This is a genomic window from Paenibacillus sp. FSL K6-0108, from assembly GCF_045040695.1.
GTDB lineage: Bacteria > Bacillota > Bacilli > Paenibacillales > Paenibacillaceae > Paenibacillus > Paenibacillus pabuli_B.
This window is the reverse complement of sequence record NZ_CP150288.1, coordinates 5,445,362-5,468,108: the sequence shown is the minus strand read 5'-3', so window position 1 is coordinate 5,468,108 and position 22,747 is coordinate 5,445,362. Positions and strand designations below refer to the sequence as shown.

The 22,747-nt window shown below is 47.3% G+C and carries 22 protein-coding genes, 1 pseudogene and 1 riboswitch; of the genes and pseudogenes, 20 read left to right on the top strand and 3 right to left on the bottom strand.

Going from position 1 to position 22,747, the window contains the following annotated elements; all coding sequences use genetic code 11:
- The first annotated feature begins 249 nt into the window (after positions 1-249).
- Positions 250-1,266, top strand: a complete 1,017-nt coding sequence (gene holA / locus MHB49_RS24905) for a DNA polymerase III subunit delta (protein WP_405153363.1) — start codon at positions 250-252, stop codon at positions 1,264-1,266.
- A 181-nt stretch (positions 1,267-1,447) separates the two neighbouring features.
- On the opposite strand, the gene rpsT is transcribed toward holA, so the two are convergent.
- A complete protein-coding gene (rpsT, locus tag MHB49_RS24900) occupies positions 1,448-1,720 on the bottom strand; it encodes a 30S ribosomal protein S20 (protein ID WP_024628504.1) in 273 nt (90 codons plus the stop codon).
- A 175-nt stretch (positions 1,721-1,895) separates the two neighbouring features.
- Here rpsT and gpr point away from each other — a divergent pair, with 175 nt between their 5' ends.
- From gpr to MHB49_RS24810, 18 genes are all read left to right on the top strand, one after another.
- Positions 1,896-2,897: a GPR endopeptidase gene (gene gpr, locus MHB49_RS24895; RefSeq protein WP_247898586.1), complete on the top strand. Its 1,002-nt coding sequence runs from the start codon at positions 1,896-1,898 to the stop codon at positions 2,895-2,897.
- 170 nt (positions 2,898-3,067) lie between these two features.
- Entirely contained in the window at positions 3,068-4,363 is a 1,296-nt protein-coding gene (locus MHB49_RS24890; protein ID WP_405153362.1) for a stage II sporulation protein P, read from the top strand.
- 54 nt (positions 4,364-4,417) lie between these two features.
- A complete protein-coding gene (locus tag MHB49_RS24885; RefSeq protein ID WP_405153361.1) occupies positions 4,418-4,777 on the top strand; it encodes a DUF3679 domain-containing protein in 360 nt (119 codons plus the stop codon).
- A 146-nt stretch (positions 4,778-4,923) separates the two neighbouring features.
- Positions 4,924-6,738, top strand: coding sequence for a translation elongation factor 4 (lepA, locus tag MHB49_RS24880; RefSeq protein ID WP_247898583.1), 1,815 nt, complete (start codon positions 4,924-4,926; stop codon positions 6,736-6,738).
- A gap of 272 nt (positions 6,739-7,010) precedes the next feature.
- A complete protein-coding gene (gene hemW / locus MHB49_RS24875) occupies positions 7,011-8,195 on the top strand; it encodes a radical SAM family heme chaperone HemW (RefSeq protein ID WP_247898582.1) in 1,185 nt (394 codons plus the stop codon).
- A 116-nt stretch (positions 8,196-8,311) separates the two neighbouring features.
- Entirely contained in the window at positions 8,312-8,782 is a 471-nt protein-coding gene (locus MHB49_RS24870; protein WP_247898581.1) for an N-acetyltransferase, read from the top strand.
- A 253-nt stretch (positions 8,783-9,035) separates the two neighbouring features.
- Positions 9,036-10,067: a heat-inducible transcriptional repressor HrcA gene (gene hrcA, locus MHB49_RS24865; RefSeq protein ID WP_090901675.1), complete on the top strand. Its 1,032-nt coding sequence runs from the start codon at positions 9,036-9,038 to the stop codon at positions 10,065-10,067.
- A gap of 39 nt (positions 10,068-10,106) precedes the next feature.
- Positions 10,107-10,682, top strand: a complete 576-nt coding sequence (gene grpE / locus MHB49_RS24860) for a nucleotide exchange factor GrpE (RefSeq protein WP_405153360.1) — start codon at positions 10,107-10,109, stop codon at positions 10,680-10,682.
- Positions 10,683-10,842: 160 nt separating this feature from the next.
- A complete protein-coding gene (gene dnaK / locus MHB49_RS24855) occupies positions 10,843-12,681 on the top strand; it encodes a molecular chaperone DnaK (RefSeq protein ID WP_247898579.1) in 1,839 nt (612 codons plus the stop codon).
- 135 nt (positions 12,682-12,816) lie between these two features.
- Positions 12,817-13,938 (top strand): molecular chaperone DnaJ, encoded by a 1,122-nt coding sequence (dnaJ, locus tag MHB49_RS24850; protein ID WP_095359516.1) that lies wholly within the window; start codon positions 12,817-12,819, stop codon positions 13,936-13,938.
- A 150-nt stretch (positions 13,939-14,088) separates the two neighbouring features.
- The gene (locus tag MHB49_RS24845) at positions 14,089-14,457 is read left to right on the top strand and encodes a hypothetical protein (RefSeq protein ID WP_247903252.1); all 369 of its coding nucleotides are present in this window, start codon (positions 14,089-14,091) and stop codon (positions 14,455-14,457) included.
- A gap of 262 nt (positions 14,458-14,719) precedes the next feature.
- Positions 14,720-14,899, top strand: coding sequence for a YfhD family protein (locus MHB49_RS24840; protein WP_024628492.1), 180 nt, complete (start codon positions 14,720-14,722; stop codon positions 14,897-14,899).
- Entirely contained in the window at positions 14,892-15,281 is a 390-nt protein-coding gene (locus tag MHB49_RS24835) for a hypothetical protein (protein WP_405153359.1), read from the top strand. Before MHB49_RS24840 ends, MHB49_RS24835 begins: the two co-directional genes overlap by 8 nt.
- 162 nt (positions 15,282-15,443) lie before the next feature.
- On the top strand, positions 15,444-16,409 hold the full coding sequence (gene prmA, locus MHB49_RS24830) for a 50S ribosomal protein L11 methyltransferase (protein ID WP_405153358.1): 966 nt from the start codon (positions 15,444-15,446) through the stop codon (positions 16,407-16,409).
- 3 nt (positions 16,410-16,412) lie between these two features.
- On the top strand, positions 16,413-17,090 hold the full coding sequence (locus MHB49_RS24825) for a site-2 protease family protein (protein ID WP_247898576.1): 678 nt from the start codon (positions 16,413-16,415) through the stop codon (positions 17,088-17,090).
- A 138-nt stretch (positions 17,091-17,228) separates the two neighbouring features.
- On the top strand, positions 17,229-17,993 hold the full coding sequence (locus MHB49_RS24820) for a 16S rRNA (uracil(1498)-N(3))-methyltransferase (protein ID WP_405157235.1): 765 nt from the start codon (positions 17,229-17,231) through the stop codon (positions 17,991-17,993).
- 2 nt (positions 17,994-17,995) lie between these two features.
- On the top strand, positions 17,996-19,342 hold the full coding sequence (mtaB, locus tag MHB49_RS24815; protein WP_405153357.1) for a tRNA (N(6)-L-threonylcarbamoyladenosine(37)-C(2))-methylthiotransferase MtaB: 1,347 nt from the start codon (positions 17,996-17,998) through the stop codon (positions 19,340-19,342).
- A gap of 111 nt (positions 19,343-19,453) precedes the next feature.
- Positions 19,454-19,888, top strand: coding sequence for an NUDIX hydrolase (locus tag MHB49_RS24810; protein ID WP_247898574.1), 435 nt, complete (start codon positions 19,454-19,456; stop codon positions 19,886-19,888).
- 53 nt (positions 19,889-19,941) lie between these two features.
- Here MHB49_RS24810 and MHB49_RS24805 read toward each other — a convergent pair whose 3' ends face one another.
- Together MHB49_RS24805 and MHB49_RS24800 are read right to left on the bottom strand one after the other, a co-directional pair.
- The gene (locus tag MHB49_RS24805) at positions 19,942-20,238 is read right to left on the bottom strand and encodes a Na/Pi symporter (RefSeq protein WP_405157312.1); all 297 of its coding nucleotides are present in this window, start codon (positions 20,236-20,238) and stop codon (positions 19,942-19,944) included.
- Between the two features lie 9 nt (positions 20,239-20,247).
- Positions 20,248-20,331, top strand: a riboswitch (Fluoride riboswitch).
- 126 nt (positions 20,332-20,457) lie between these two features.
- A pseudogene (locus MHB49_RS24800) lies at positions 20,458-20,943 on the bottom strand (Na/Pi symporter); the annotation flags it as partial.
- 316 nt (positions 20,944-21,259) lie between these two features.
- Between MHB49_RS24800 and MHB49_RS24795 the strand changes: the two are divergent.
- Positions 21,260-22,636, top strand: coding sequence for a class I SAM-dependent rRNA methyltransferase (locus MHB49_RS24795; protein ID WP_405153356.1), 1,377 nt, complete (start codon positions 21,260-21,262; stop codon positions 22,634-22,636).
- Positions 22,637-22,747: the final 111 nt, after the last annotated feature.

Genomic DNA, 22,747 nt, shown 5'->3' with positions numbered 1-22,747 from the left:
TTACACGTTTGGCCTCAAGACATGCCGAACATTTCTGATGTATCAAGAATATACTGGAATTAACAACAACGTCCTTTCTCAGTTGGAATAACTGACGTCGTATGACCGCGCACCAGCCTTTTCTAGAATTGTTGGTGTCAGCGTTTATATAGATGTAGGACAGGGGCCTTCATCCGTTCAACGGATGCAAGGCCCCTTTGTTGTCTGTCACGTTTTCTGGTAGGATAAGAGGGATAAGGGGGCACCGTGATGGATGTGAAAAGTGCGACAAAGGCAATACGCAGTGGAGAAACGGCTCCGGTATATGTGCTGTACGGAACGGAGAAATACCAGATACAGCAGTTTACGGATATGTTAAAAGAACAAGTTATTGAAGAAGAACACCGTGATTTTGCGATCATTCCATATGATCTCTCTGAAACAGCTGTGGAGGTGGTCATTGAAGAAGCGGAGACGGTTCCTTTTCTTGTTCCGCGTAAACTCATTATTGTTCGCGATGCCAATTTGTTTACAGCAGGTAAGGATTCCAAAATTGATCACCAAGTTGACCGATTGCTTACATATATGGACAATCCGGCAGACTATAGTACGATTGTGTTCCTGGCACAAGGGGATAAGCTGGATGAGCGGAAAAAACTTGTGAAGGCTGCCAAGAAACAAGCTGTTGTCCTTGCTTTTGCTCCACTAAGTAGTGAAGAATTGCTAGGATGGATTGTAAAGCTGGCGAAGCAACGTGAAGTGTCTTTTGAATCTGGAGCAGCTGAAATACTTGTAAGTTATGCAGGAACAGGTCTGCAGACGTTATCAGCGGAAGTAGATAAGTTGTGCTTGTTCGCTGGTAACGGAGGCACGATTAAACACGCGGATATCGAGTCACTGGTGGCGCGAAGCACTGAGCAGAATGTGTTTGCATTGGTGGAGGAGCTTGCCAACTTGCGGTTGGAGAAGGCTTTGGGTCTTTTTTATGAGCTCCTGAAGCAGCGTGAAGAACCGATCAAAATTGCAGCGTTGATTGCCCGTCAATTCCGAATCATGATTCAGGTGAAAGAGTTAGGCCAGCAGAGTTACTCCCAACAGCAGATTGCCAGCCAGCTTGGTCTGCATCCGTACGCTGTGAAGATCGCCGGCGAGCAGGCTCGAAAGTTCCAGGCCGAACGATTGAGGCTGATTCTTAGTCATCTCAGTGAGCTGGATTATCAGATGAAGACAGGTGCAGTGGATAAAGTGTTGGGATTGGAGATGTTCTTGTTAAGGCTGGGTGCGTAAGTATAGATTTAACTGTAAATACTAAATGGTAAAGACAAAACGGCCTCTACTTCGTTGACGGTGAAATCATCGGAATAGAGGCCTCTTCTTTTAAATGAGTGCTTATAGAATCAGATACTAAAAAATCCTGAAAGCACGTGCTGTTCAGGATTTTTCCATTAGATCTTATAAGTAACGCTTCTTACGCTTGTGCGGAAAGAGCGTTCAGTTTTTTCGCCAAGCGAGACTTTTTGCGGGCTGCAGCATTTTTATGAACCAGACCTTTAGTTACAGCCTTGTCCAGCTTTTTGGAAGCAGCTTGAATCGCAGCTTTTGCAGTATCAACTTCGTTGCTTACCAGAGCAGCATCAGCAGCTTTAACAGCTGTACGGAGTGCAGATTTCTGGGAAGCGTTGAGTGCGCGGCGCTTGTCGCTCGTTTTTACGCGTTTAACAGCGGATTTGATGTTTGGCATTACATTCACCTCCTGTAAGGCATTTGCATGAATACAAACGTTTCACAACTTAAAATATTCTAGCACGCTGGCATGCAAATTGCAACAGATTTTCCTATCATATTCGGTAGTCCTGCATAAAGCACACCATTTTCCCACACAATATGCTCAAATGCAGTAAGGGAGGCAGGGAAAGATGACACTGGATTTGCAAAATTATACAGTTCGAACCGACTTGGCAATTGACTCCAAGGAAATGGCTCAGGGTGGACAAAAACAGACGATTCCTGGGCTGCGGGAAGATGTTGACGAGAAAGACGGGATCACCATCACACGTATTGATGTGCTTGATGATGCAGCCGCTACAGCCATTGGGCGTGTGAAGGGGCACTATGTCACTTTGGAGGTCCCGTCGCTCCGTAACGGGGATACCGATCTTCAAGAGCGGGTGGCGGCTGAATTCACGCGGGAGATGGAAGATTTTTTGGCTAAAGCAGGAATTAACAAGACATCCAAAGTGCTGATCGTAGGTTTGGGCAATCTGAACGTCACGCCTGATTCACTTGGTCCGTTGGTCGTGGAGAATCTGATGGTTACCCGTCAATATTTTGAGCTTGTACCGGATCAGGTTGCACCCGGTTATCGGGAAGTCAGTGCTATTGCGCCAGGTGTGCTAGGTACAACGGGTATTGAATCCAGTGACATCGTACAAGCGATCGTGGATCGAACGAAGCCGGATGCGATTATTGCAATTGATGCGCTGGCTTCACGCTCCCTCGAACGGGTCAATACAACGATTCAGGTGGCAGACATCGGCATTCATCCGGGCTCAGGCATTGGGAACAAGCGACGTGGACTGACACGTGAAATATTGGGTGTTCCCTGTATAGCTATCGGCGTGCCTACCGTATGTTATGCGTCAACCATCGTGAATAATGTCATCGAAATGATGCGTACTCATTTTAGACAAGAGACCGATCAGACGAAACAGATTATGGGCATGCTGGACGATATCGGTGAAAATGACCGTCTCAGTTTGGTAAAAGAAGTACTGGAGCCACTAGGTCATGACCTGATTGTTACTCCCAAAGAAATCGATGAATTTGTCGAAGATATGGCCAACATTATTGCTACAGGTCTAAATGCAGCGCTTCATGATGCGGTAAATGCTGAGAATGTAGCGGCCTACACCCATTGATTTATTTTTGATAGTGAATTTTAAATGTCTGAAACTCTTAAGAAGAAGGTTCGAATCTATCGGACTTTCTTTTTTTTGGGGTGCAATCTTCTTTTTCCTGTTCTATCAAATCTGGCAGGCTCATAGAGTTGAAGTATAAGCATTGTCCAGCAGGGAAGGAGACAGAAGCAATGAACAAAATATTGGCCTGGAATATTGGTAAATGGAAAAAGAGATGTTTGCACGTGCTGGCCATGGGCCGTACGCTGTTGTTGCTTATGATCATATCTGCCTTGTTTTTTGTTGTACTCGGTCTAGGGGGCATGGCAGAGAAGCATTTGAATAACTCTCCTGTTTCCTCTATGAAAGGATTTGCGGGAGCCGTATCAAGCAGTTTTTTTGTGGACATGCTCGGCATGGAAGTGCCCCATCTGACTCAGAAGGAACAGGCATCTGCATTTTCTGGTGAAAATCTGACTTCATTTGTATTCCAACTGTTGACGAATGTGAATCCGCAAGACCCCAAAAGCCTGATCGCCAGAGAAATGCCGGGCATGGGCTCCAATCAACCCGTACTGCTGAGACCGGGGTCGGGAAATGAAAAAGCTGAAGCTCCAGAAGATTATCAGCCCGGCCCTGGACTCATTGATACAGCTTCGACAGGCGGAGGAAAATCAGGTGGCGAGCAGCATATCCCACCAGGTCAGGATCATACCGATCCATCCGATCCGCAGGATCCGGGTGATGGCGAAGTAAAGGGTGATCCCCCACCGAAAAGTGGCGGTAAAGACGAACCGAGCAAACCAGCAACAGGAAAAAAAGCGATTCTGGTCTACCATTCCCATCCTCGTGAAGGATACAATCCACTCTTGGGCACGAAGAGTGATAATCCTTCCTCTGGTAAATCGACTGGCAATGTTTTTCAAGTGGGAACCTACTTGTCTGACAGTTTGGAGAAGCTGGGGATTGGTGTGGAGCATGCGCAGGAAGATTACCCGACCAAGGTCAAGGACTATAACTGGAACTATTCGTATAAATACTCCCGTCAGACAGTGAAAGCTGCACTCGCTCAAAATGACGATCTTACCTATCTCATCGATATTCACCGTGACTCACAACGTCATAACAAAACAACGACGACCATTAATAATCTGGGTTATGCCAAAGTATATTTTATTATTGGACATGAGAATCCAAACTGGCAGCAGAATGAAGCCTTTGCAGCCAAAATTCATAAAAAGCTGGAAGCGAAATATCCAGGGGTATCACGGGGCGTCTGGGGCAAGGACGGCGGCGGAGCGAACAATGGTGAATACAACCAGACTCTTTCTCCCAACAGCATATTGATTGAGATTGGCGGCATCGACAATACGGCTGCTGAACTGGAGCGGACATCCAAGGTGCTCGCTGACATGATTGCAGAAGTGTACTGGGATGATCAGAAAGTGGACAAAGCAAGTGCAGATAAAAAGTCACAAGCTGGCTAGTATTTCTTACGTGAAATAATAGAAGAAATGAGAACATAACAGGGGGCGAGGAATGTGTCCAGATTCGGCAAAAGATTGTTTTCCATCTGTATATTAATGTTGCTGGGTGTTCTGTTTGGAATGCAGCTGGCAGGCAGCAGCTTTAACAGGGGCGATAATTCGGCTGGCAAGCCCGCAGTGGTGAAAACTGAACCGGTGTCTCCGGTTACCGAGTCTGTTCCAGCCCCGGTCGTACAACAGGAGGACAAAGAACCCCCGGTTGTACCTGTTATGTCACCGAGTCAGGTGCTTGGCGCAGAGCAGAGCAAAGCACCAGTCGACGTTCTGGCCGACAAAACGGCAGGACTTCTTCAAAATCTGTCTCATAACGGAATGAAGTGGGTCGTATCCTTATTTAGTGGAGTGGCTGAATAAAAGGCTATGAAATACAGGCAAAATAAACCCCTGGGAGTTTGCGATTATGACGAATATGATAAAGTTGAGGCAATGCGGGATTGATGCACCCTGCATCAACTGTTATAATGAAGTGATTGACACTAGGCTGTTTCTGGGGGTAAGGAATGACTGACATTCGGGCAAGACAACGTAAAATTCGTAACTTTTCAATTATTGCACATATAGATCACGGCAAATCAACACTTGCGGACCGGATCTTGGAGTACACAGGTGCGCTAACAACACGTGAAATGCAAGAGCAAGTATTGGACCAAATGGAACTTGAGCGGGAACGCGGAATTACGATCAAGCTGCAGGCGGTTGCACTGACTTACAAAGCAGATGACGGCGAAGAGTATTTATTAAATTTAATTGATACGCCGGGACACGTAGACTTCACCTATGAAGTTTCACGCAGTCTTGCTGCATGTGAAGGTGCTCTGCTTGTTGTGGATGCGGCACAGGGAATTGAAGCTCAGACGCTTGCTAACGTATATCTGGCTTTGGATAATAATCTTGAAATTCTGCCGGTAATCAACAAAATTGACCTTCCAAGTGCTGACCCGGATCGGGTTAAACAGGAAGTGGAAGATGTCATTGGGTTGGATACAAGCAATGCAGTTTTGGCTTCAGCCAAAGCCGGGATTGGAATCAAAGAGATTCTGGAGCAAGTGGTTCAAAGTGTTCCAGCGCCAGTTGGTGATCCTGATCAGCCCTTGAAAGCGCTGATTTTTGACTCGCACTATGATCCGTACAAGGGTGTAATTGTATACGTGCGTGTCATCGATGGGAAAATCAAATCCGGTTCCAAAATTAAAATGATGGCCACAGGCAAATCGTTTGAAGTCATTGAAGTGGGTGCTTTCAAACCACGGATGACGATTGTGGACGAGCTGAACGTCGGTGATGTTGGATTTATCGTTGCAGGTATCCGGCATGTGGGTGATACACAAGTCGGGGATACGGTGACAGATGCCAAAAATCCAACACCTGAACCTTTGCCGGGTTACCGCAAAATTAATCCAATGGTATACTGCGGTCTGTATCCGATTGAAACATCGGATTATGTTGACCTGCGTGAAGCATTGGAGAAATTGCAGTTGAACGATGCTTCGCTTAGCTTTGAGCCGGAGACTTCCAGTGCACTCGGTTTTGGATTCCGTTGCGGATTCCTTGGACTGCTTCACATGGACGTTATCCAGGAGCGGATTGAGCGTGAGTTCAATATTCCATTGATCACGACTGCACCAAGCGTAATTTACCACGTGACGTTGACCAATGGTGAAGTTATGCAAATTGATAACCCATCCAACTATCCTGAGGTGGGAAGAATTGATTTTGTTGAGGAACCGTATGTAAAGGCTTCGATTATCGTACCGAATGATTATGTGGGTACTATTATGGAGCTTTGTCAGAATAAACGCGGTGAATATGTGAATATGGAATATTTGGACACAACTCGGGTTACCATTACGTATGAGATTCCGTTGTCCGAGATTGTATATGACTTCTTCGACCAATTGAAATCAAGCACCAAAGGTTATGCATCCTTCGACTACGAGCTGTCCGGTTATCGTCAGTCCAATCTGGCGAAAATGGATATCTTGCTTAATGGTGAGCAAGTCGATGCCCTGTCCTTCATCGTTCACCGTGATCGTGCGTATAACCGCGGTCGCATTATCTGTGAGAAGCTGCGTGAGCTGATTCCACGGCAAATGTTCGAGGTGCCGATCCAGGCATCTGTGGGTACCAAAGTTGTAGCTCGTGAAACGGTAAAAGCCATGCGTAAAAACGTACTTGCCAAGTGTTATGGCGGTGACATCTCGCGGAAACGGAAACTGCTTGAGAAGCAGAAGGAAGGTAAGAAGCGGATGAAGCAGGTCGGTAACGTAGAGGTGCCGCAGGAAGCATTCATGGCGGTGCTGAAAATTGATGATTAAGAACGCAATCTCCTAGTACATCAAATTTTGTGTATCGGAGAATGCGTTTAAAAAGACGTTTGCTTGCAAACGTCAAGTGAGGCCTTTCGGTACATCAATAATTTGTGTATGAAAGGATGAACGATTTTTTGAGGTACAGCACAGAATGTGTGTATTCAAACTAGATTAAAGACGTTTGCTTGCAAACCGGGTACAACACAGAATAACCAATAAACCAAGCTGAAAGGGAAGCCGGATGGCTTTCCTTTTTTCAAATAGAGGGGGACCTTGCCATGACATTGGCAGCACACAGCCGGAAAACAGGTGCACCCCAAGCGGTGTATCTTCACATTCCCTTTTGTACAAATAAATGTTTTTACTGCGATTTTAACTCCTACGTATTGAAGGACCAGCCGGTTATGCAATACCTTGAAGCGCTGGAACGGGAGATGGAACATACAGTTAAAGCGAATCCGCCGGGAGAAATCAAAACCATTTTTGTGGGCGGCGGCACGCCGACTGCACTGAAACCGGACGAAATGGCCGTATTCCTGAAGTCCGTTAAGACCTATTTCCCGAATTGGGCAGACGATATTGAGTTTTCAATGGAAGCTAACCCGGGCACAACCGATGCGGAGAAGCTCGCCGTTATGAAAGAAGGCGGAGTGAACCGCGTCAGCTTTGGGGTACAGGCTTTTCAAAATGATCTGCTAACAGGTATTGGCCGGATTCATAATACAGATGATGTATACCGCAGTTTGGAAAATGCACGAGCAGCTGGATTGCATAACTTGTCCATAGACCTGATGTTTGGTTTGCCAAATCAGACTGTTGAGATGCTGAACGAAAGTATCGACAAAGCACTGGAACTGGATCTGCCGCATTACTCCATATACAGCCTGAAGGTGGAAGAGAATACCCTTTTCCATACGTTATATCAGAAGAACCAGCTGCCGCTTCCTCATGAAGATGACGAGCTCCAAATGTATCTTCTATTAATGAAGCGTATGAAAGAAGCGGGGTACGGGCAATACGAAATCAGTAACTTTGCCAAACCCGGCTTCGAGAGCCGTCACAATATCACGTATTGGCGTAATGAGGACTACTACGGTCTGGGTGCAGGTGCACATGGATATGTAGGCCGCGAACGCCATATGAATATTAAAGGTATAAACCCATATGTTGAAGCTTCCAAAGGAGGACTGCCGCGTCTCGATCATTTCGAGATCAGCCGTGCCGAGGCAATGGAAGATTATCTGATGGTTGGCCTGAGAATGCTGGAGGGTGCTTCATCATCGCGATTCATCGAACAGTTCGGGGAGTCCATGGAAGAAGTGTTTGCGAAGCCTTTGGGCAAAATGTTGAATGCAGGGCTGCTTGAGAAGACGCCAGACGGCTTCCGCTTGAGTGAGCAGGGTATTCTGTTCGGAAATGACGTTTTTGCCGAGTTTATCGGATCCATATCGCTGAATTCGTAGCTTGAAATTCTATACGCTCTGTTGTATATTTATTCATATTGATTTTACAGAGCGTGTGATTTATACAACTACGAAGTCGGCTTTCCTCTGGAAAGCTTCTATAGGAGGAGAGCGGGATGTCGGCCATATGCAGAAAAGCCGTACCGGAAGATGTTGAACCATTATTTGAAATGATTAAGGGCTACGCAGAGCGTGGGATCATGCTTCCGCGTTCACGGGAAGTACTGCAACGGCAGCTGGAGCACTTTGTTGTAGCCGAAGTGAATGGCCAGGTTGTAGGCTGTGGATCTCTCTGCCGTTTGGGAAATGATCTGGTGGAAGTCAGATCGCTGGGTATCTCTGAAGGTCACAAAGGCATGGGGATTGGCTCACTGCTGCTGGACCGCCTGGTACAGGAAGCGGAGAAACAACAGATTCCCAAGGTTATGGCGTTGACCTATGAGGTTTCCTTTTTTCTCAAAAATGGTTTTGCCGTTGTAGAAAAGGAAATTTTCCCGGAAAAAGTATGGACGGACTGTGTTCATTGCAGCAAACAGGATTGCTGTGATGAGATTGCCGTACTGAAAGAGCTTAATATATCTGCCTGAAAAATGAATGAACCGTATGGATTGAGCTGAGTGCACTCTGTCTCACCTGCGGTTCTTTTTATTTCATGAGATGGACAGTTAAAGTTGTTATGTCTTGAAGACATTGGTCTATACTATAAATAGATGAGCGTACTCATCAAACTGACTTGACAATGATCACGTCATTTTGGTATTTTTGTATTACCGCTTAGCACTCATCTAACCGGAGTGCTAACGACATGGGACAGTACAGTCAGAGGAGGGAATACTCACCATGTTAACAGAGCGTCAACGAATGATTCTAAACGCCATAGTGGATGACTATATCCGTTCAGCTGAGCCCGTAGGGTCCCGGAGCATTTCCAAAAGGGGAGATGTTGGATACAGTCCGGCGACGATCCGTAATGAAATGGCGGACCTTGAAGATATGGGCTTTCTGGAACAGCCGCATACATCGGCTGGGCGCATACCTTCACACAAGGGCTATCGATATTATGTCGATCATTTGGTTCCTTGGAACCAGGTGGAGCCGCAAGAGCTGGACGATTTGAAGTCATTTTTTGCAGAAAAACTGAATGTGATGGAACAAGTTATCCAGCATGCCTCAGTCATCTTGTCACATATGACGAATTATACTTCGATCCTGCTCGGGCCGGAAGTTTTCCACACGTCACTTCGTCATTTTCAGCTGCTTCCGCTTAATGAAAATGAGGCTGTAGCCATCATCGTAACGAACACGGGTCAGGTGGAGAACAAGACCGTTCAGATTCCACCCGAAATTTCGGTAGCGGAGATGGAGAATGTAGTTCGTTTATTAAACAGCAAGCTGGTCGGCGTGCCGATTTACAAATTAAAGTCCCGTCTCTACACCGAGCTTGGGCAAGAGATGGAACGGCATATTACACGTTATGAGGAAGTTATGCAGGTGCTGAACAGTGCCTTTGATAACGAGCATGACAATCGTCTGTTCCTTAGTGGTGCCACCAATATGTTGACCCAGCCAGAGTTTAGAGATATTGAAAAGGTAAAAGATATTCTTGACCTGCTGGATGAGACGCCAACACTTATGAAATTGATGATGCCCGTGCAGGGTGGATCTGGTATTCAGGTGCGAATAGGCACCGAGAATGATCATGAAGCCTTCGCCAATTGCAGCCTGATAACGGCATCCTATTCATTGGATGGAGAGGCTTTGGGCTCCATCGGAATTTTGGGACCTACGCGAATGGATTACGCACGTGTCATTCATATTTTAAATACATTATCCCGTGATTTGACGGCCATGCTAACGCATCGTTTCAAATAAGGGAATGAACCATTTCATTCATATAAGGAGGTGAACATCTTGAAAGAGGAGCAATCATTCGCAGCAGAAGAACAGGAAGAGCAAGCAACAACAGCAGCGGAGCAGGAGCCTGTCAACGAAGCCGGAGCTGCAGAAGCACAGGCGGAAGAGATGGCAGATCAGGAGCAAGATGAGATCGCACGTTTGAAGGCGGAAGCTGAGGAAAATCAACAACGTTTTGTCCGTGCGCAAGCTGATTTTGATAACTTCCGTCGTCGTACGCAGAAGGAAAAAGAAGAACTGGCAAAGTACGCTTCGATGAAGCTGGTCACCGAACTGGTGCCGGTCATTGATAATTTTGAGCGTGCCATGGCTACTGTACCGGAAGGTACTGAAGTTGAATCTTTTTCCAAAGGCATCCAAATGATCTTCCGCCAGTTGGAAACTGTGCTGAACAATGAAGGTCTGACTGCAATGAATTCGGTAGGACAACCGTTTAATCCCGAATTCCACCAGGCAATTATGTCAGTGGAGAGCGACGAATATGAAGAAGGTATCGTTGTTGAGGAAGTCCAAAAAGGCTATATGCTGAAGGATAAAGTACTTCGTCCGGCTATGGTTAAAGTTAGCTCATAATTCTGTTATAGAATGAAATGGGTTCACTCTTGATTGTACGATGCCACCGAAGTTTAATATAAAGGTTAGTACACACATAGAGCACGAATAGGAGCAAAAATACTACTACCAATAAGGATCAATCTGATCCATTTAAATTGTCGAGGGAGGAAATTTTCCGATGAGCAAAGTAATCGGTATTGACTTAGGAACAACCAACTCTTGCGTAGCGGTAATGGAGGGCGGCGAGGCTGTCGTTATCCCTAACCCGGAAGGCGCACGTACAACCCCATCCGTAGTGGGTTTCAAAAAAGATGGAGAGCGCGTTGTTGGTGAAACAGCTAAACGCCAAGCGATCACGAATCCGGATCGTACAATCATCTCGATCAAACGTCATATGGGTACATCCCACAAAGAAACAATCGATAGCAAAGATTATTCTCCACAAGAGATCTCTGCCATCATCCTGCAAAAATTGAAATCCGATGCTGAAGCTTACCTTGGCCAAACGGTAACACAAGCGGTTATCACGGTACCTGCTTATTTCAATGACAGCCAACGTCAAGCAACCAAAGATGCAGGTAAAATCGCAGGTTTGGAAGTTCTGCGTATCGTCAACGAGCCAACCGCAGCAGCTTTGGCATACGGTATGGAGAAATCCGAAGACCAAACGATTCTCGTATATGACTTGGGTGGCGGTACATTCGACGTATCCATCCTTGAACTGGGTGACGGCTTCTTCGAAGTTAAAGCGACTAGTGGTGACAACCAACTGGGTGGCGATGACTTTGACCAAGTAATCATCGATTATCTCGTAAGTGAATTCAAAAAAGATCAAGGCATTGACCTTAGCAAAGATAAAGCAGCAGTTCAACGTTTGAAAGATGCAGCGGAAAAAGCGAAAAAAGAACTTTCCGGCGTATTGACTACAACGATTTCCCTGCCGTTCATCACTGTAGCTGACGGCGTTCCTCAGCACTTGGAGTTGAATCTGAGCCGTGCGAAATTCGAAGAAATCTCTGCTGGTCTGGTTGAACGTACGCTTGAACCAACTCGCCGTGCATTGAGCGATGCTGGCATGACTGCTAATGATATCGACAAAATCGTTCTGGTTGGTGGTTCCACGCGTATTCCTGCAGTACAGGAAGCGATCAAGAAACTGACTGGTAAAGAGCCTCACAAAGGCGTTAACCCGGATGAAGTTGTAGCTTTGGGTGCAGCTGTACAAGCGGGCGTACTGACAGGTGACGTAAAAGACGTCGTATTGCTCGACGTAACTCCACTGTCCCTGGGTATCGAAACTGCAGGTGGCGTATTTACCAAAATGATCGAGCGCAACACAACGATCCCTACATCCAAGTCCCAAGTGTTCTCCACCTATGCAGACAACCAACCAAGCGTTGAGATCCATGTCCTGCAAGGGGAACGCGAAATGGCAGCTGGCAATAAAACGCTCGGACGCTTCATGCTGGGAGATATTCCACCGGCTCCACGTGGTGTTCCGCAAATCGAAGTTAGCTTCGATATTGATGCCAACGGTATCGTTAACGTATCTGCAACAGACAAAGGTACAAACAAAACGCAAAAAATCACCATCACTTCTTCCAGCGGTCTGAGCGATGAGGAAGTTGAACAAATGATGAAAGATGCTGAGCTGCACGCTGAAGAAGACAAAAAACGCAAAGAGCTCGTTGAAGCGAAAAACAGCGCAGATCAACTGATCTACTCTGTGGACAAAACGATCAAAGATCTTGGCGAAAAAGCAGATGCTGGTGAAGTTGAGAAAGCCAATGCTGCAAAAGAAAAACTGCAAGGCGTTCTGGCTTCCGACAATCTGGAAGATATCAAAGCAGCTACAGAAGAACTGACAGAGATCGTTCAACAACTGTCCGTTAAACTGTATGAGCAAGCACAGGCACAAGAGCAAGCAGCTCAAGGTGCTGAAGAGCAGCAAGGTTCCGCTAAACGTGACAACGTCGTAGACGCTGATTACGAAGTTGTGGATGAAGATAAAAAATAAAACTAATTCACGGTTTTTCGTGGATTAATCATCGGTGACGTTCGGATCGAGGGGAAAGTCATAGCCGGGTCTTCCGTGCTTTGACTTTCCTTTTGTCACGATGTGCGATAAGGTGAATGTTATGGGGGTGGAAGAGTGGCTGAAAAACGAGATTATTATGAGGTACTCGGCGTTGGCAAAAATGCAAGCGACGAGGAAATCAAAAAGGCCTACCGTAAGCTTGCCCGTCAGTATCACCCTGACGTAAACAAGGCAGCAGATGCGGAAGCCAAGTTTAAGGAAGTAAAAGAAGCTTATGATGTAGTCAGCGACAGCCAGAAGCGGGCTCAGTATGATCAGTATGGTCATATCGATCCGAATCAGGGTGGATTCGGCGGTGGCGGTGATTTCGGCGGCGGCGGATTTGGCGACATCTTCGATATGTTCTTTGGCGGTGGCGGCGGACGACGTGATCCGAATGCTCCGCAGCGGGGAAATGATCTGCAGTACACCATGACCATCGAATTCAAGGAAGCGGTGTTCGGCAAAGAAACCGACATTACCATTCCGCGTACCGAAAGCTGTGATACATGTCATGGTTCAGGCGCCAAACCGGGTACGAAGCCGAAGACTTGTTCGGTCTGCCAAGGTAGCGGTCAACAGGAAGTCGTGCAAAATACACCATTTGGCCGTATGGTCAATCGTCGTGCTTGTTCGAACTGTAATGGTTCTGGTCAAATCATTGAAGAAAAATGTACAACATGCAGCGGCAGTGGTAAAGTCCGCAAGCAGCGCAAAATTCACGTTCGCATCCCAGCGGGTGTGGATGACGGTGCTCAACTGCGCATGACTGGTGAAGGTGAAGGTGGTCTGCGAGGTGGACCAGCAGGAGACCTGTATATCGTCATTCGTGTGAAATCACATGATTTCTTTGAGCGTGAAGGCGACGATATCTACTGTGAAATTCCGCTTACATTTGCTCAGGCAGCATTGGGTGACGAGATTGAGATTCCAACGTTGACTGAAAAAGTGAAGTTGAAAATTCCAGCGGGTACACAAACCGGAACTTATTTCCGTCTTAAAGGCAAAGGGGTTCCACGCCTGCGCGGCATGGGCCAAGGGGATCAACATGTAAAAGTGGTTGTTGTTACACCAAGCAAGCTGAATGATGAGCAGAAAGATCTGCTTCGTCAAATCGCTGCACTGGATGGAGAACAAACTCATGAGCATGAGCAATCCTTCTTTGACCGGGTGAAACGGGCCTTCCGTGGAGACTGAGTCGTAAATTTTAATATAAAGAGGACACCACAGCGGTTTTTCCGCAGGGTGTCCTTTTTTGCATAATAAGGGCACGGTTGCGGAAAGATACCAGATATGAGCATTCAGTGGTTTACTGATATGCCGAAACTAGGGAAGCAGGTGAATCGGATGACTGAGAAAAATATTTTGGCTTATTTCCATAGCCCGGAGCAGGCGGAAGGGGCAGCCAAAAAACTGGAGGCATTGCGAGTGGAAGACCTGTCGATCAATCGATTCAGTCGTTATGCGGGTGTCGGGCCAAGCGGAGCATCCTATACACCAGGCGTATCAGGCAGCTTTTCTTCTTGGGTACCAGGAGCTCTAGGCACGAATGTCAGCGCGGGAATCATGGCTGCAGCAGATCCTTCTGCGAGCGGTATGAGCGATGGCGGACAAGAGGGTCCGACAGGCAGAGATGTATTACTGACAGTCGTTGTTGACGAGGCAGTACATCACCGCGCTCTATCCATTATCGAACAAGCCGGCGGTATGATTTAGTTTTAAAATCCATGTAAGTTTCAACTAAAACATTTACACGATAACGGAGAGGACAGAAAAAAACTGGAGAAGCGAAGCGTTCGCCTGAAAGCTTTCGCAAGAAAGCTACTTCGGAAGCATACGCTATCCCTGGATTTTCCTTTTTAAGGGAGGGAATCAAAAAAATCTGGGGATAACAGCGATCGGAAGGTTGTTCTGTCATCGGAGTGCCAGTGTAAATACACTTAGTTGGACTTATACAATTTGAAGGAGGAGCATAACGATGGCAGAACATGAACGTCCAGGCAAGATTTTGACGAAAACGGAAAAGATGAAACGAATGCAGTCCGCCAAAAATGAGGATGTGGAATTCAGTGCTGAAGCTGCAGATCATGAAGATATAGAGGCTTTGCGCCGTAGTGAAGCGGCTGATCGTCGTCAGGGTCGGGAGATTCATGACTGAAGATCGCTCTGCAGTGATTATCGAAGCGGTGTTTACGAGCTGGTCCGAGGCTGAATCTGCACGCAGAGCACTGGAATTGCTGCACCCGAACCAACTGAGTATCGAGAGTCTGAATGACTCGTCTTCAATGGATTCAGAAGCGTCTGATGGCAGGGATAACTCGACCATGGCTGTGATTGGGGGATTCAGTGGTGAGCTGAATGTACTTTCCCTCATTAGCGACGAAACCGAAGTATTGTCGGGTGGACAAGTGTATGACGATACGGAAGCTGGCTCTGAAGGCAGGTCCAAGCAAGAAATCTTGCTGACCGTATCCGTATCCAGTGACTCTCTCCCACAAGCTGCAGAGATGATTACCCAGAATGGTGGACGTTTTTACTAACAACTTAATCGAGTCATGTCAGAATTAAAACAGGGTATTCGAGCGTGAAAGCTGCGGGTATCCTGTTTTTGTTGTTTCTTTTACTGCCGTGGTTTTGTACTCCTGCTCGCTTGTGTAGTACAATGGTGGGGATGTTTGAAAAATGAGGAGGAAAAACGAAGTATGTTATGGCATGAACTAACAATACATACCACAGAAGAAGCTGTGGAGATGATTTCGAATTTTTTACATGAAGCAGGTGCTGGAGGGGTCTCGATTGAAGAGTCCGGTACTTTAAATAAAAAACGCGATACGACGTATGGCGAGTGGTACGAGTTCCCTTTGAATGATATTCCTGAAGGATTGGCGGTCATTAAAGGCTACTTCTCCGAAGGTTCGGACATGGATGCATTGCAACTGGAAGTAAGCCCGCGCATCGAGCAACTTTCCGAATTTGATATCCAGACGGGTGAGGTTCGTTTTGAGACTCGAACAGTGGATGAAAATGACTGGGCCAACGCCTGGAAGCAATACTTCAAGCCAGTACGTGTCTCGGAACGTCTAACCATTAAACCGACGTGGGAAGAGTATACGCCAATAAACGCCAATGAAAAAATTATTGAGCTTGATCCAGGCATGGCCTTTGGTACGGGGACACATCCAACCACTTCGCTTTGTCTGCGTACACTGGAATCGGTCATTCAAGGTGGCGAGGAAGTCATTGATGTAGGTACTGGTTCAGGCATTTTGGCTATTGGAGCTATCCACCTCGGTGCAAAACATGTGCTGGCGCTGGACCTCGATCCGGTTGCGGTAGCAAGTGCCAAGGAAAATGTGGAACTGAATGGGCTGGGGAAACAAATAACGGTTAAAGAGAGTGATCTGCTGTCTGTTCTTGGCAGTCAGGACCCTGCGCTGGGTGTGAAGCTTCCGGTGAAAGTTATCGTTGCCAACATTTTGGCCGAGGTTATTATGCTGTTTGTGGACGATGTCTATCATGCGCTTGAGTCTGGCGGCGTTTATATTACTTCAGGCATCTGGAAAAATAAAGAGCAGCTTGTCCATGATGCGCTCGTTGCTTCCGGCTTCGAAATCAGTTCGGTGCATCGCGATGAGGACTGGATCGCGTTTGTGGCCAGAAAGAGGTAAGCGATGGACTTAAACTCGTTCTTTCGTTATCCGCTGGATCAACTTCCGTTTTTCTTGTTGACGATCCTGATTGCTTTTACGGTGCATGAATTTTCTCATGCCTATTTTGCCAACAAATTTGGCGATCCAACAGCGAAGCTGCTAGGCCGGGTTACGTTGAATCCGGTCGTACATTTTGACTTGTTTGGTGTGTTATTGCTCATTATTGCCGGGTTCGGTTGGGCACGACCAGTTCCTGTTAACCGGGCCAACTTCGATAAACCGAGATTAATGGGTGTCATTGTATCCGCAGTAGGGCCTCTGAGCAATCTGCTGCTCGCGATCATCGGTACGATCATCTATGCGTCCCTGGTTGGTTCGGGGGCATTGGGTGGCATTGAGAATGAAAGGTTGCTTACCGCAATCTCCATGTTTTTTTCCATATTTAACCTGACGAACTTTTTCCTTTTTCTCTTTAATCTTATTCCGTTGCCTCCATTGGACGGATATCGAATTCTGGAGGATATACTGCCGCCTTCAATCAGCCGCAAACTGCAAGGGGTAGAGCAATGGTCCATATTTATTTTCCTGTTGATCCTTGTTATTCCTCCATTGCAAAATGCGACGATTCAACCTTTATATCAATTTGCCCAGAATATGTATCTGGATCTGGCAAGGCTAATCATCGGTTTATATCGTTAGAAACGTATAGTGTATGGGACTGAAATACTGGTCAGAAGGACATAAAAGTTGTATGATCATCTGTGGCGATTGGATTCACGCCTGCCATCTGGCGGGGTGAATTCCAGTCATAACAGGATAGAATGGGTGGACAGACTAATGCAGCGTTATTTTGTATCTGCAGAACAGTTTAATGAACATACCGTAGTCATCACAGGTGATGATGCGCGCCATATTGGTAAAGTGATGCGCGGTAAACCTGGAGATAAACTGATTGTCAGTGATGGAAACTCCAAAGAAGCTTTGGTGGAGATTGAAAGCATCGAAGCCCAGCAAGTAACAGCGAATATTCTGGAACCTCTCAAGATGGACCATGAAGCACGTATACGTGTAACCGTGGCTCAAAGCTTGCCCAAAGGCGATAAGATGGAGACGGTCATTCAAAGATGTACAGAAATCGGAGCAGTTTCATTTGTTCCTTTCCTGTCTGAGCGTACAATTGTGCAATATGATGCCAAGAAAGAAGGCAAACGGTTGGATCGTTGGCGGAAAATCGCCAAGGAAGCCGCTGAACAAAGCCATCGGAACCGCATTCCATCCGTCGAGCAGCCACTTTCTTGGAAAGGGCTGCTATCTTCTTTTGAGGGCTACAGTCTGGTATGTTATTGTTATGAAAAGGAAAACGGCAAGCAGTTAAGAGACGCATTGAAGCCGTTTGTGGAGCAGCTTGCACCTGATGCAAGTGCTGAAGTGTTGATCGTTGTTGGACCTGAAGGTGGATTTTCGGAGAAGGAAACGATTGAAGCTGATCAGGCTGGTGCTGTATCCGTTGGACTGGGCAAACGCATCTTGCGGGCCGAGACGGCCGGAATGGCGGCGCTAACTTGTGTCTTATATGAATCCGGAGAAATGGGGGGAATGTAATTATGCCATCCGTGGCGTTTTACACCTTAGGCTGCAAAGTTAACTTTTATGATACAGAGGCGATTTGGCAATTGTTCAAAAACGAAGGATATGATCAGGTAGACTTCGACGAACAGACAGCGGATGTATACTTGATTAATACTTGTACAGTAACCAATACCGGCGACAAAAAGAGCCGTCAAATTATCCGTCGTGCCATTCGGCGCAACCCGGATGCGATTGTAGCCGTAACTGGCTGCTACGCGCAGACTTCTCCGGCAGAGATTCTGGACATCCCTGGTGTGGATCTGGTCATCGGTACACAGGATCGGGACAAAATTTTGCCATATGTCAAGGAAATTCAGGAATCCCGTCAGCCTGTTAACGCGGTGCGCAACATTATGAAGACACGGGTATTTGAAGAGATGGACGTACCGGATTTTGCTGATCGTACACGCGCATTCCTGAAAATTCAGGATGGCTGCAATAACTTCTGCACATTCTGTATTATTCCGTGGTCGCGTGGACTTTCCCGAAGCCGGGAAGCAAACAGCATCATCCAACAGGCTCATCAACTCGTGAACGCCGGATATAAAGAAATTGTCCTGACAGGCATACATACCGGTGGATACGGGGATGACATGGAAAATTACGATCTGACGGATCTGCTATGGGACTTGGACAAAGTGGAAGGTCTGGAGCGTATTCGGATCAGCTCGATTGAAGCAAGCCAGATTGATGATCGGATGCTGGATGTGATTAAACGTTCAGACAAACTAGTGCGCCACTTCCACATTCCGCTGCAAGCGGGCGATGATGCCGTACTGAAACGCATGCGTCGTAAATATACGACCGAAGAGTTTTACAATAAAATGCTTCGTATTCGGGAAGCGATGCCGGATGTAGCGATTACAACCGACGTAATTGTTGGCTTCCCGGGTGAGACGGATGAGATGTTCCGTAACGGCTACGAACTGATGAAGAAAATCGGTTTTTCCGAAATGCACGTATTCCCATATTCCAAACGGACAGGAACACCTGCAGCACGTATGGAAGATCAGGTGGATGAAGAAGTGAAGAATGCACGTGTGCATGAACTGATTGAGCTCTCCGAACAGATGCAGCTGGCCTACGCCAAGCAGTTTGTGGGGCAAGTACTGGATGTCATTCCTGAAGGTGAAGCCAAGGGCCGTGAAGGCAGTGGTAAACTGCACGGATACAGTGACAACTACATTCAGCTGGTCTTTGATGGTTCCATGGATATGGTCGGCAAGGTATGCCGTGTCAAAGTGACCGAAGCGGGTGTGAATGAAAGCCAGGCTACCCTGGTTCGTGTGTTAGAAGAAAATCTCAAGTCCGCTGCGATGTAATCGAGGCGTTAGAAACAAGGATTTCATTTCCTTGGGGAGCGTACCCGTGGAGATGAGGTCCTTCTTTTTCCAAAAAAAGATGAAGACAATTCCGTAATGGGGGAGAGCAACATGAACAAAAAAGAAATTTCGGCAGGCGGAGTCGTTTACCGCACGGGAGAAGACGGAAAGCTTCAAATTCAATTGATTGTAGATCGCTACGGCAAAACAACTCTCGCCAAAGGAAAGATGGAAGATGGAGAAACGGTAGAACAGACCGCGCTTCGTGAGATTCTGGAAGAGACAGGCATGGTCGGCCGAATTGTAGAACCCGTCGATATCATTGCTTATACGTATCAGCATGCTGAGTTTGGTCCGGTGGACAAGGAAGTTCATTATTATCTCGTCGAAGCGGAAAGCGGTGACCTGCAGCCTCAGATTGAAGAAATCAAAGGTGTGGATTGGTACGCTCCGGAAGAAGCTTGGTCCAGACAGCAGCACAGTGGATACGATAATAACGATGACATTTTACGTGTAGCGCTGAACAAATTAGGCATTAACGTATAGCTGTTTTCTTTTGAATGTTGCAGTGCTGCTATTCGTTGAGAGAGTTATGAACATCAGGCCACAGGTGATTTCGCCATTGGGGTGGAGACCGGTGGCTTTTTGTGCCAAATCGGCAAATAACAGAACGGCAAGGCAAGCAGTGAACTGATGACGTTAAAAAGGGTCTGGGCATGCGCAATCTGTGCCCCGTTATCCGCTGACAGCCAGGCCGAAGCTGCATGCAGCTGGCCGATCAGCGGCATAAACAGCAGCGCTCCCGCTATGTTTAATACAACATGGGAGGCTGCGACAAATTTGCCTGCGGATGCTCCGCCAGCGGCAGCAATCACGGCGGTGATACAGGTCCCCACGTTCGACCCGATCACAATGGCGATGCCGATCTCCACAGGCAGTACGCCTGTGGCAGCAAGCGTAATCGCCATGCTGATGACGGCTGCGCTGCTATGAATGAGTGCCGTCAGACAGGCACCAGCCAGAAAGCCCCACCACAAGCTGTCGGCTGAGCGATCCAGAAACCACTGGAATACGCCCATACTTCGCAGGGGAACGGCAATGGATTGCATCACTTGAATACCTGTCATGACGAGTGCAAATCCGGCTGACGCGAGAAAGCTGTACTGCAGGGTAAAAAGCGTACGACGTGTGCGTTCAGGAGCGATCTGATTTCGTTCACCAAGGACTACAAAGACGGCCCAGCCTGTCAGGGACAAGGCAAGCAGAGGCAGGGAAAACCGCCCGATCTGCAGTCCGACCAGCTCGGTGGTCAGGCACGTCCCGATGTTGGTTCCAAGAATGATACCGAGTGTACGACCGTAGGTAATCAATCTCGCGTTCGCCAGTCCAATGGTGAGTACGGTGACGGCAGTACTGCTTTGCAGCAAGGCTGTAGCGCCTGCGCTGAAGGCCATGCCTTTCCAGGGAGCAGAGGTAGCCCGACCCAGCCATCCTGCCAGCATGGGCCCGGCCATCCGCTGTAAGGCTGTTTCCATCAGCTTCATCCCGCCAAAAAAGATAAGAAGCCCGTATAACAGGGGCAGCACAACATCTCTAAACATGAGTTAACATCATTCCTTCCGTGCATATCCTTATTCTCATCCTATGAGTAAATAAGGACAACCATGACAGGCTAACGGAATTCTGGAATCAATAGGGATCAAAAGATACGGAGATTCTGCAAACGTAGCGAAGGGGATGGAATTGGAACTGAAGAAGCGAAGTGTTCGCCTTTGACTCCGGATTTTCCCTTTTGAGAAAGGGAATCAAAAAAATCTGGAGACAACAGCGATCGAAAGTCCAATCCATCCCCGTAGTGGTCACCTTTGCACTAAACCTATCTTTTAAACAACTAACTATGAAAGAAGTGGATCTATCTTGCCATCAGTTACACTGGAACGCAGCCGCAAAAAGCGGCTTGAACATGCACATCCATGGATATATAACAATGAAATTGCCTCTGTTGAAGGAAACCCCGAGCCGGGAGATCTGGTGAACGTATTGAATCACCAAGGTCGCTATCTCGCGACAGGATACTATAATCCTGCATCTCAAATCACAGTTAGAGTCGTGGCCTATCAGCCTTTGGAGTTTGAACAGATGGACACCGCGTTTTTTGCAGCGCGTTTCCGCGATTGCTTGCGCCACCGGGAGCGGTTTATCCAGGATGGGGAGGCATACCGTCTCGTTTATGGGGAAGCTGATTTTCTGCCAGGTCTGATCGTTGACCGTTTTGGCAGCATCCTCGTTGTTCAGTTGCTCACACTCGGCATGGACCGCTGCCGCGAAGCGATCGTACAAGCTCTTGTTGAAGTGATGCAGCCAGAAGGCATCTATGAACGCAGTGATGTGTCCATTCGTGAACTGGAAGGCTTGGAGCAGACGAAAGGACCGTTGTACGGGGATTGTCCGCGGCATGTCACGGTAACAGAGAACGGATTGCTCATTAAGGTGGATATCGTGGAAGGCCAGAAGACAGGGTATTTCTTCGACCAACGTGAGAATCGTGCAGCCATCGAACCGCTTATGAAGGGTTGGGGTTACAAGAGTGGCATTACGCTCCAACAGACCGAGCAGGATGGTACGCAGCAGTTGCTTCCTGTCAATAAAAGCGGCAAGGTTGTGACGTTCCCTTATTGGGACGGAGCCACTGTGCTGGAATGTTTCTCCCACACAGGCAGCTTCACATTGAACGCCTGCAAATATGGAGCCAAAAAAGTAACATGCCTTGATATCTCAGAGCATGCGATTGAAAGTGCACGGACCAACGTTGAGCTGAACGGTTTCACTGACCGGGTCGAATTTGTCGTTGCGGATGCATTCCAATACTTGCGTGAGCAGGTGAAAGGCCTCGATGAGCGTAACGTACGTGCGCGTGCTGGCGAACAGAAAGTGGATACGTCCAAAGCGCTTGCAGCCGGTGGCAAAACATTTGATGTGGTCATCCTCGATCCGCCAGCCTTTGCCAAAACGAAATCAGCAGTCAAAGGTGCATGCCGTGGTTATAAGGACATCAATCTTCAAGGAATGAAGCTGGTAAATGAAGGCGGGTATCTGGTAACGGCAAGCTGTTCATACCACATGCGTCCGGATCTTTTTTTGGAAACCATTGCGGATGCAGCCGAGGATGCAGGCAAAGTGCTGCGTTTAATCGACTGGAAAGCAGCTGGTAAGGACCACCCACAAATTTTGGGCGTTGACGAAGGTCATTACCTGAAATTTGCCATCTTCGAAGTGCGCAGCAAAAAGAATTAATCGAACGATTTCCATTTAAATCGAACAGCATTTACGCAAAGAGCCCACAGTTTTCATAAGCTGCGGGCTTTTTTCTATGCTGCACAGATGTCATCGGAATTGCCTGATAGT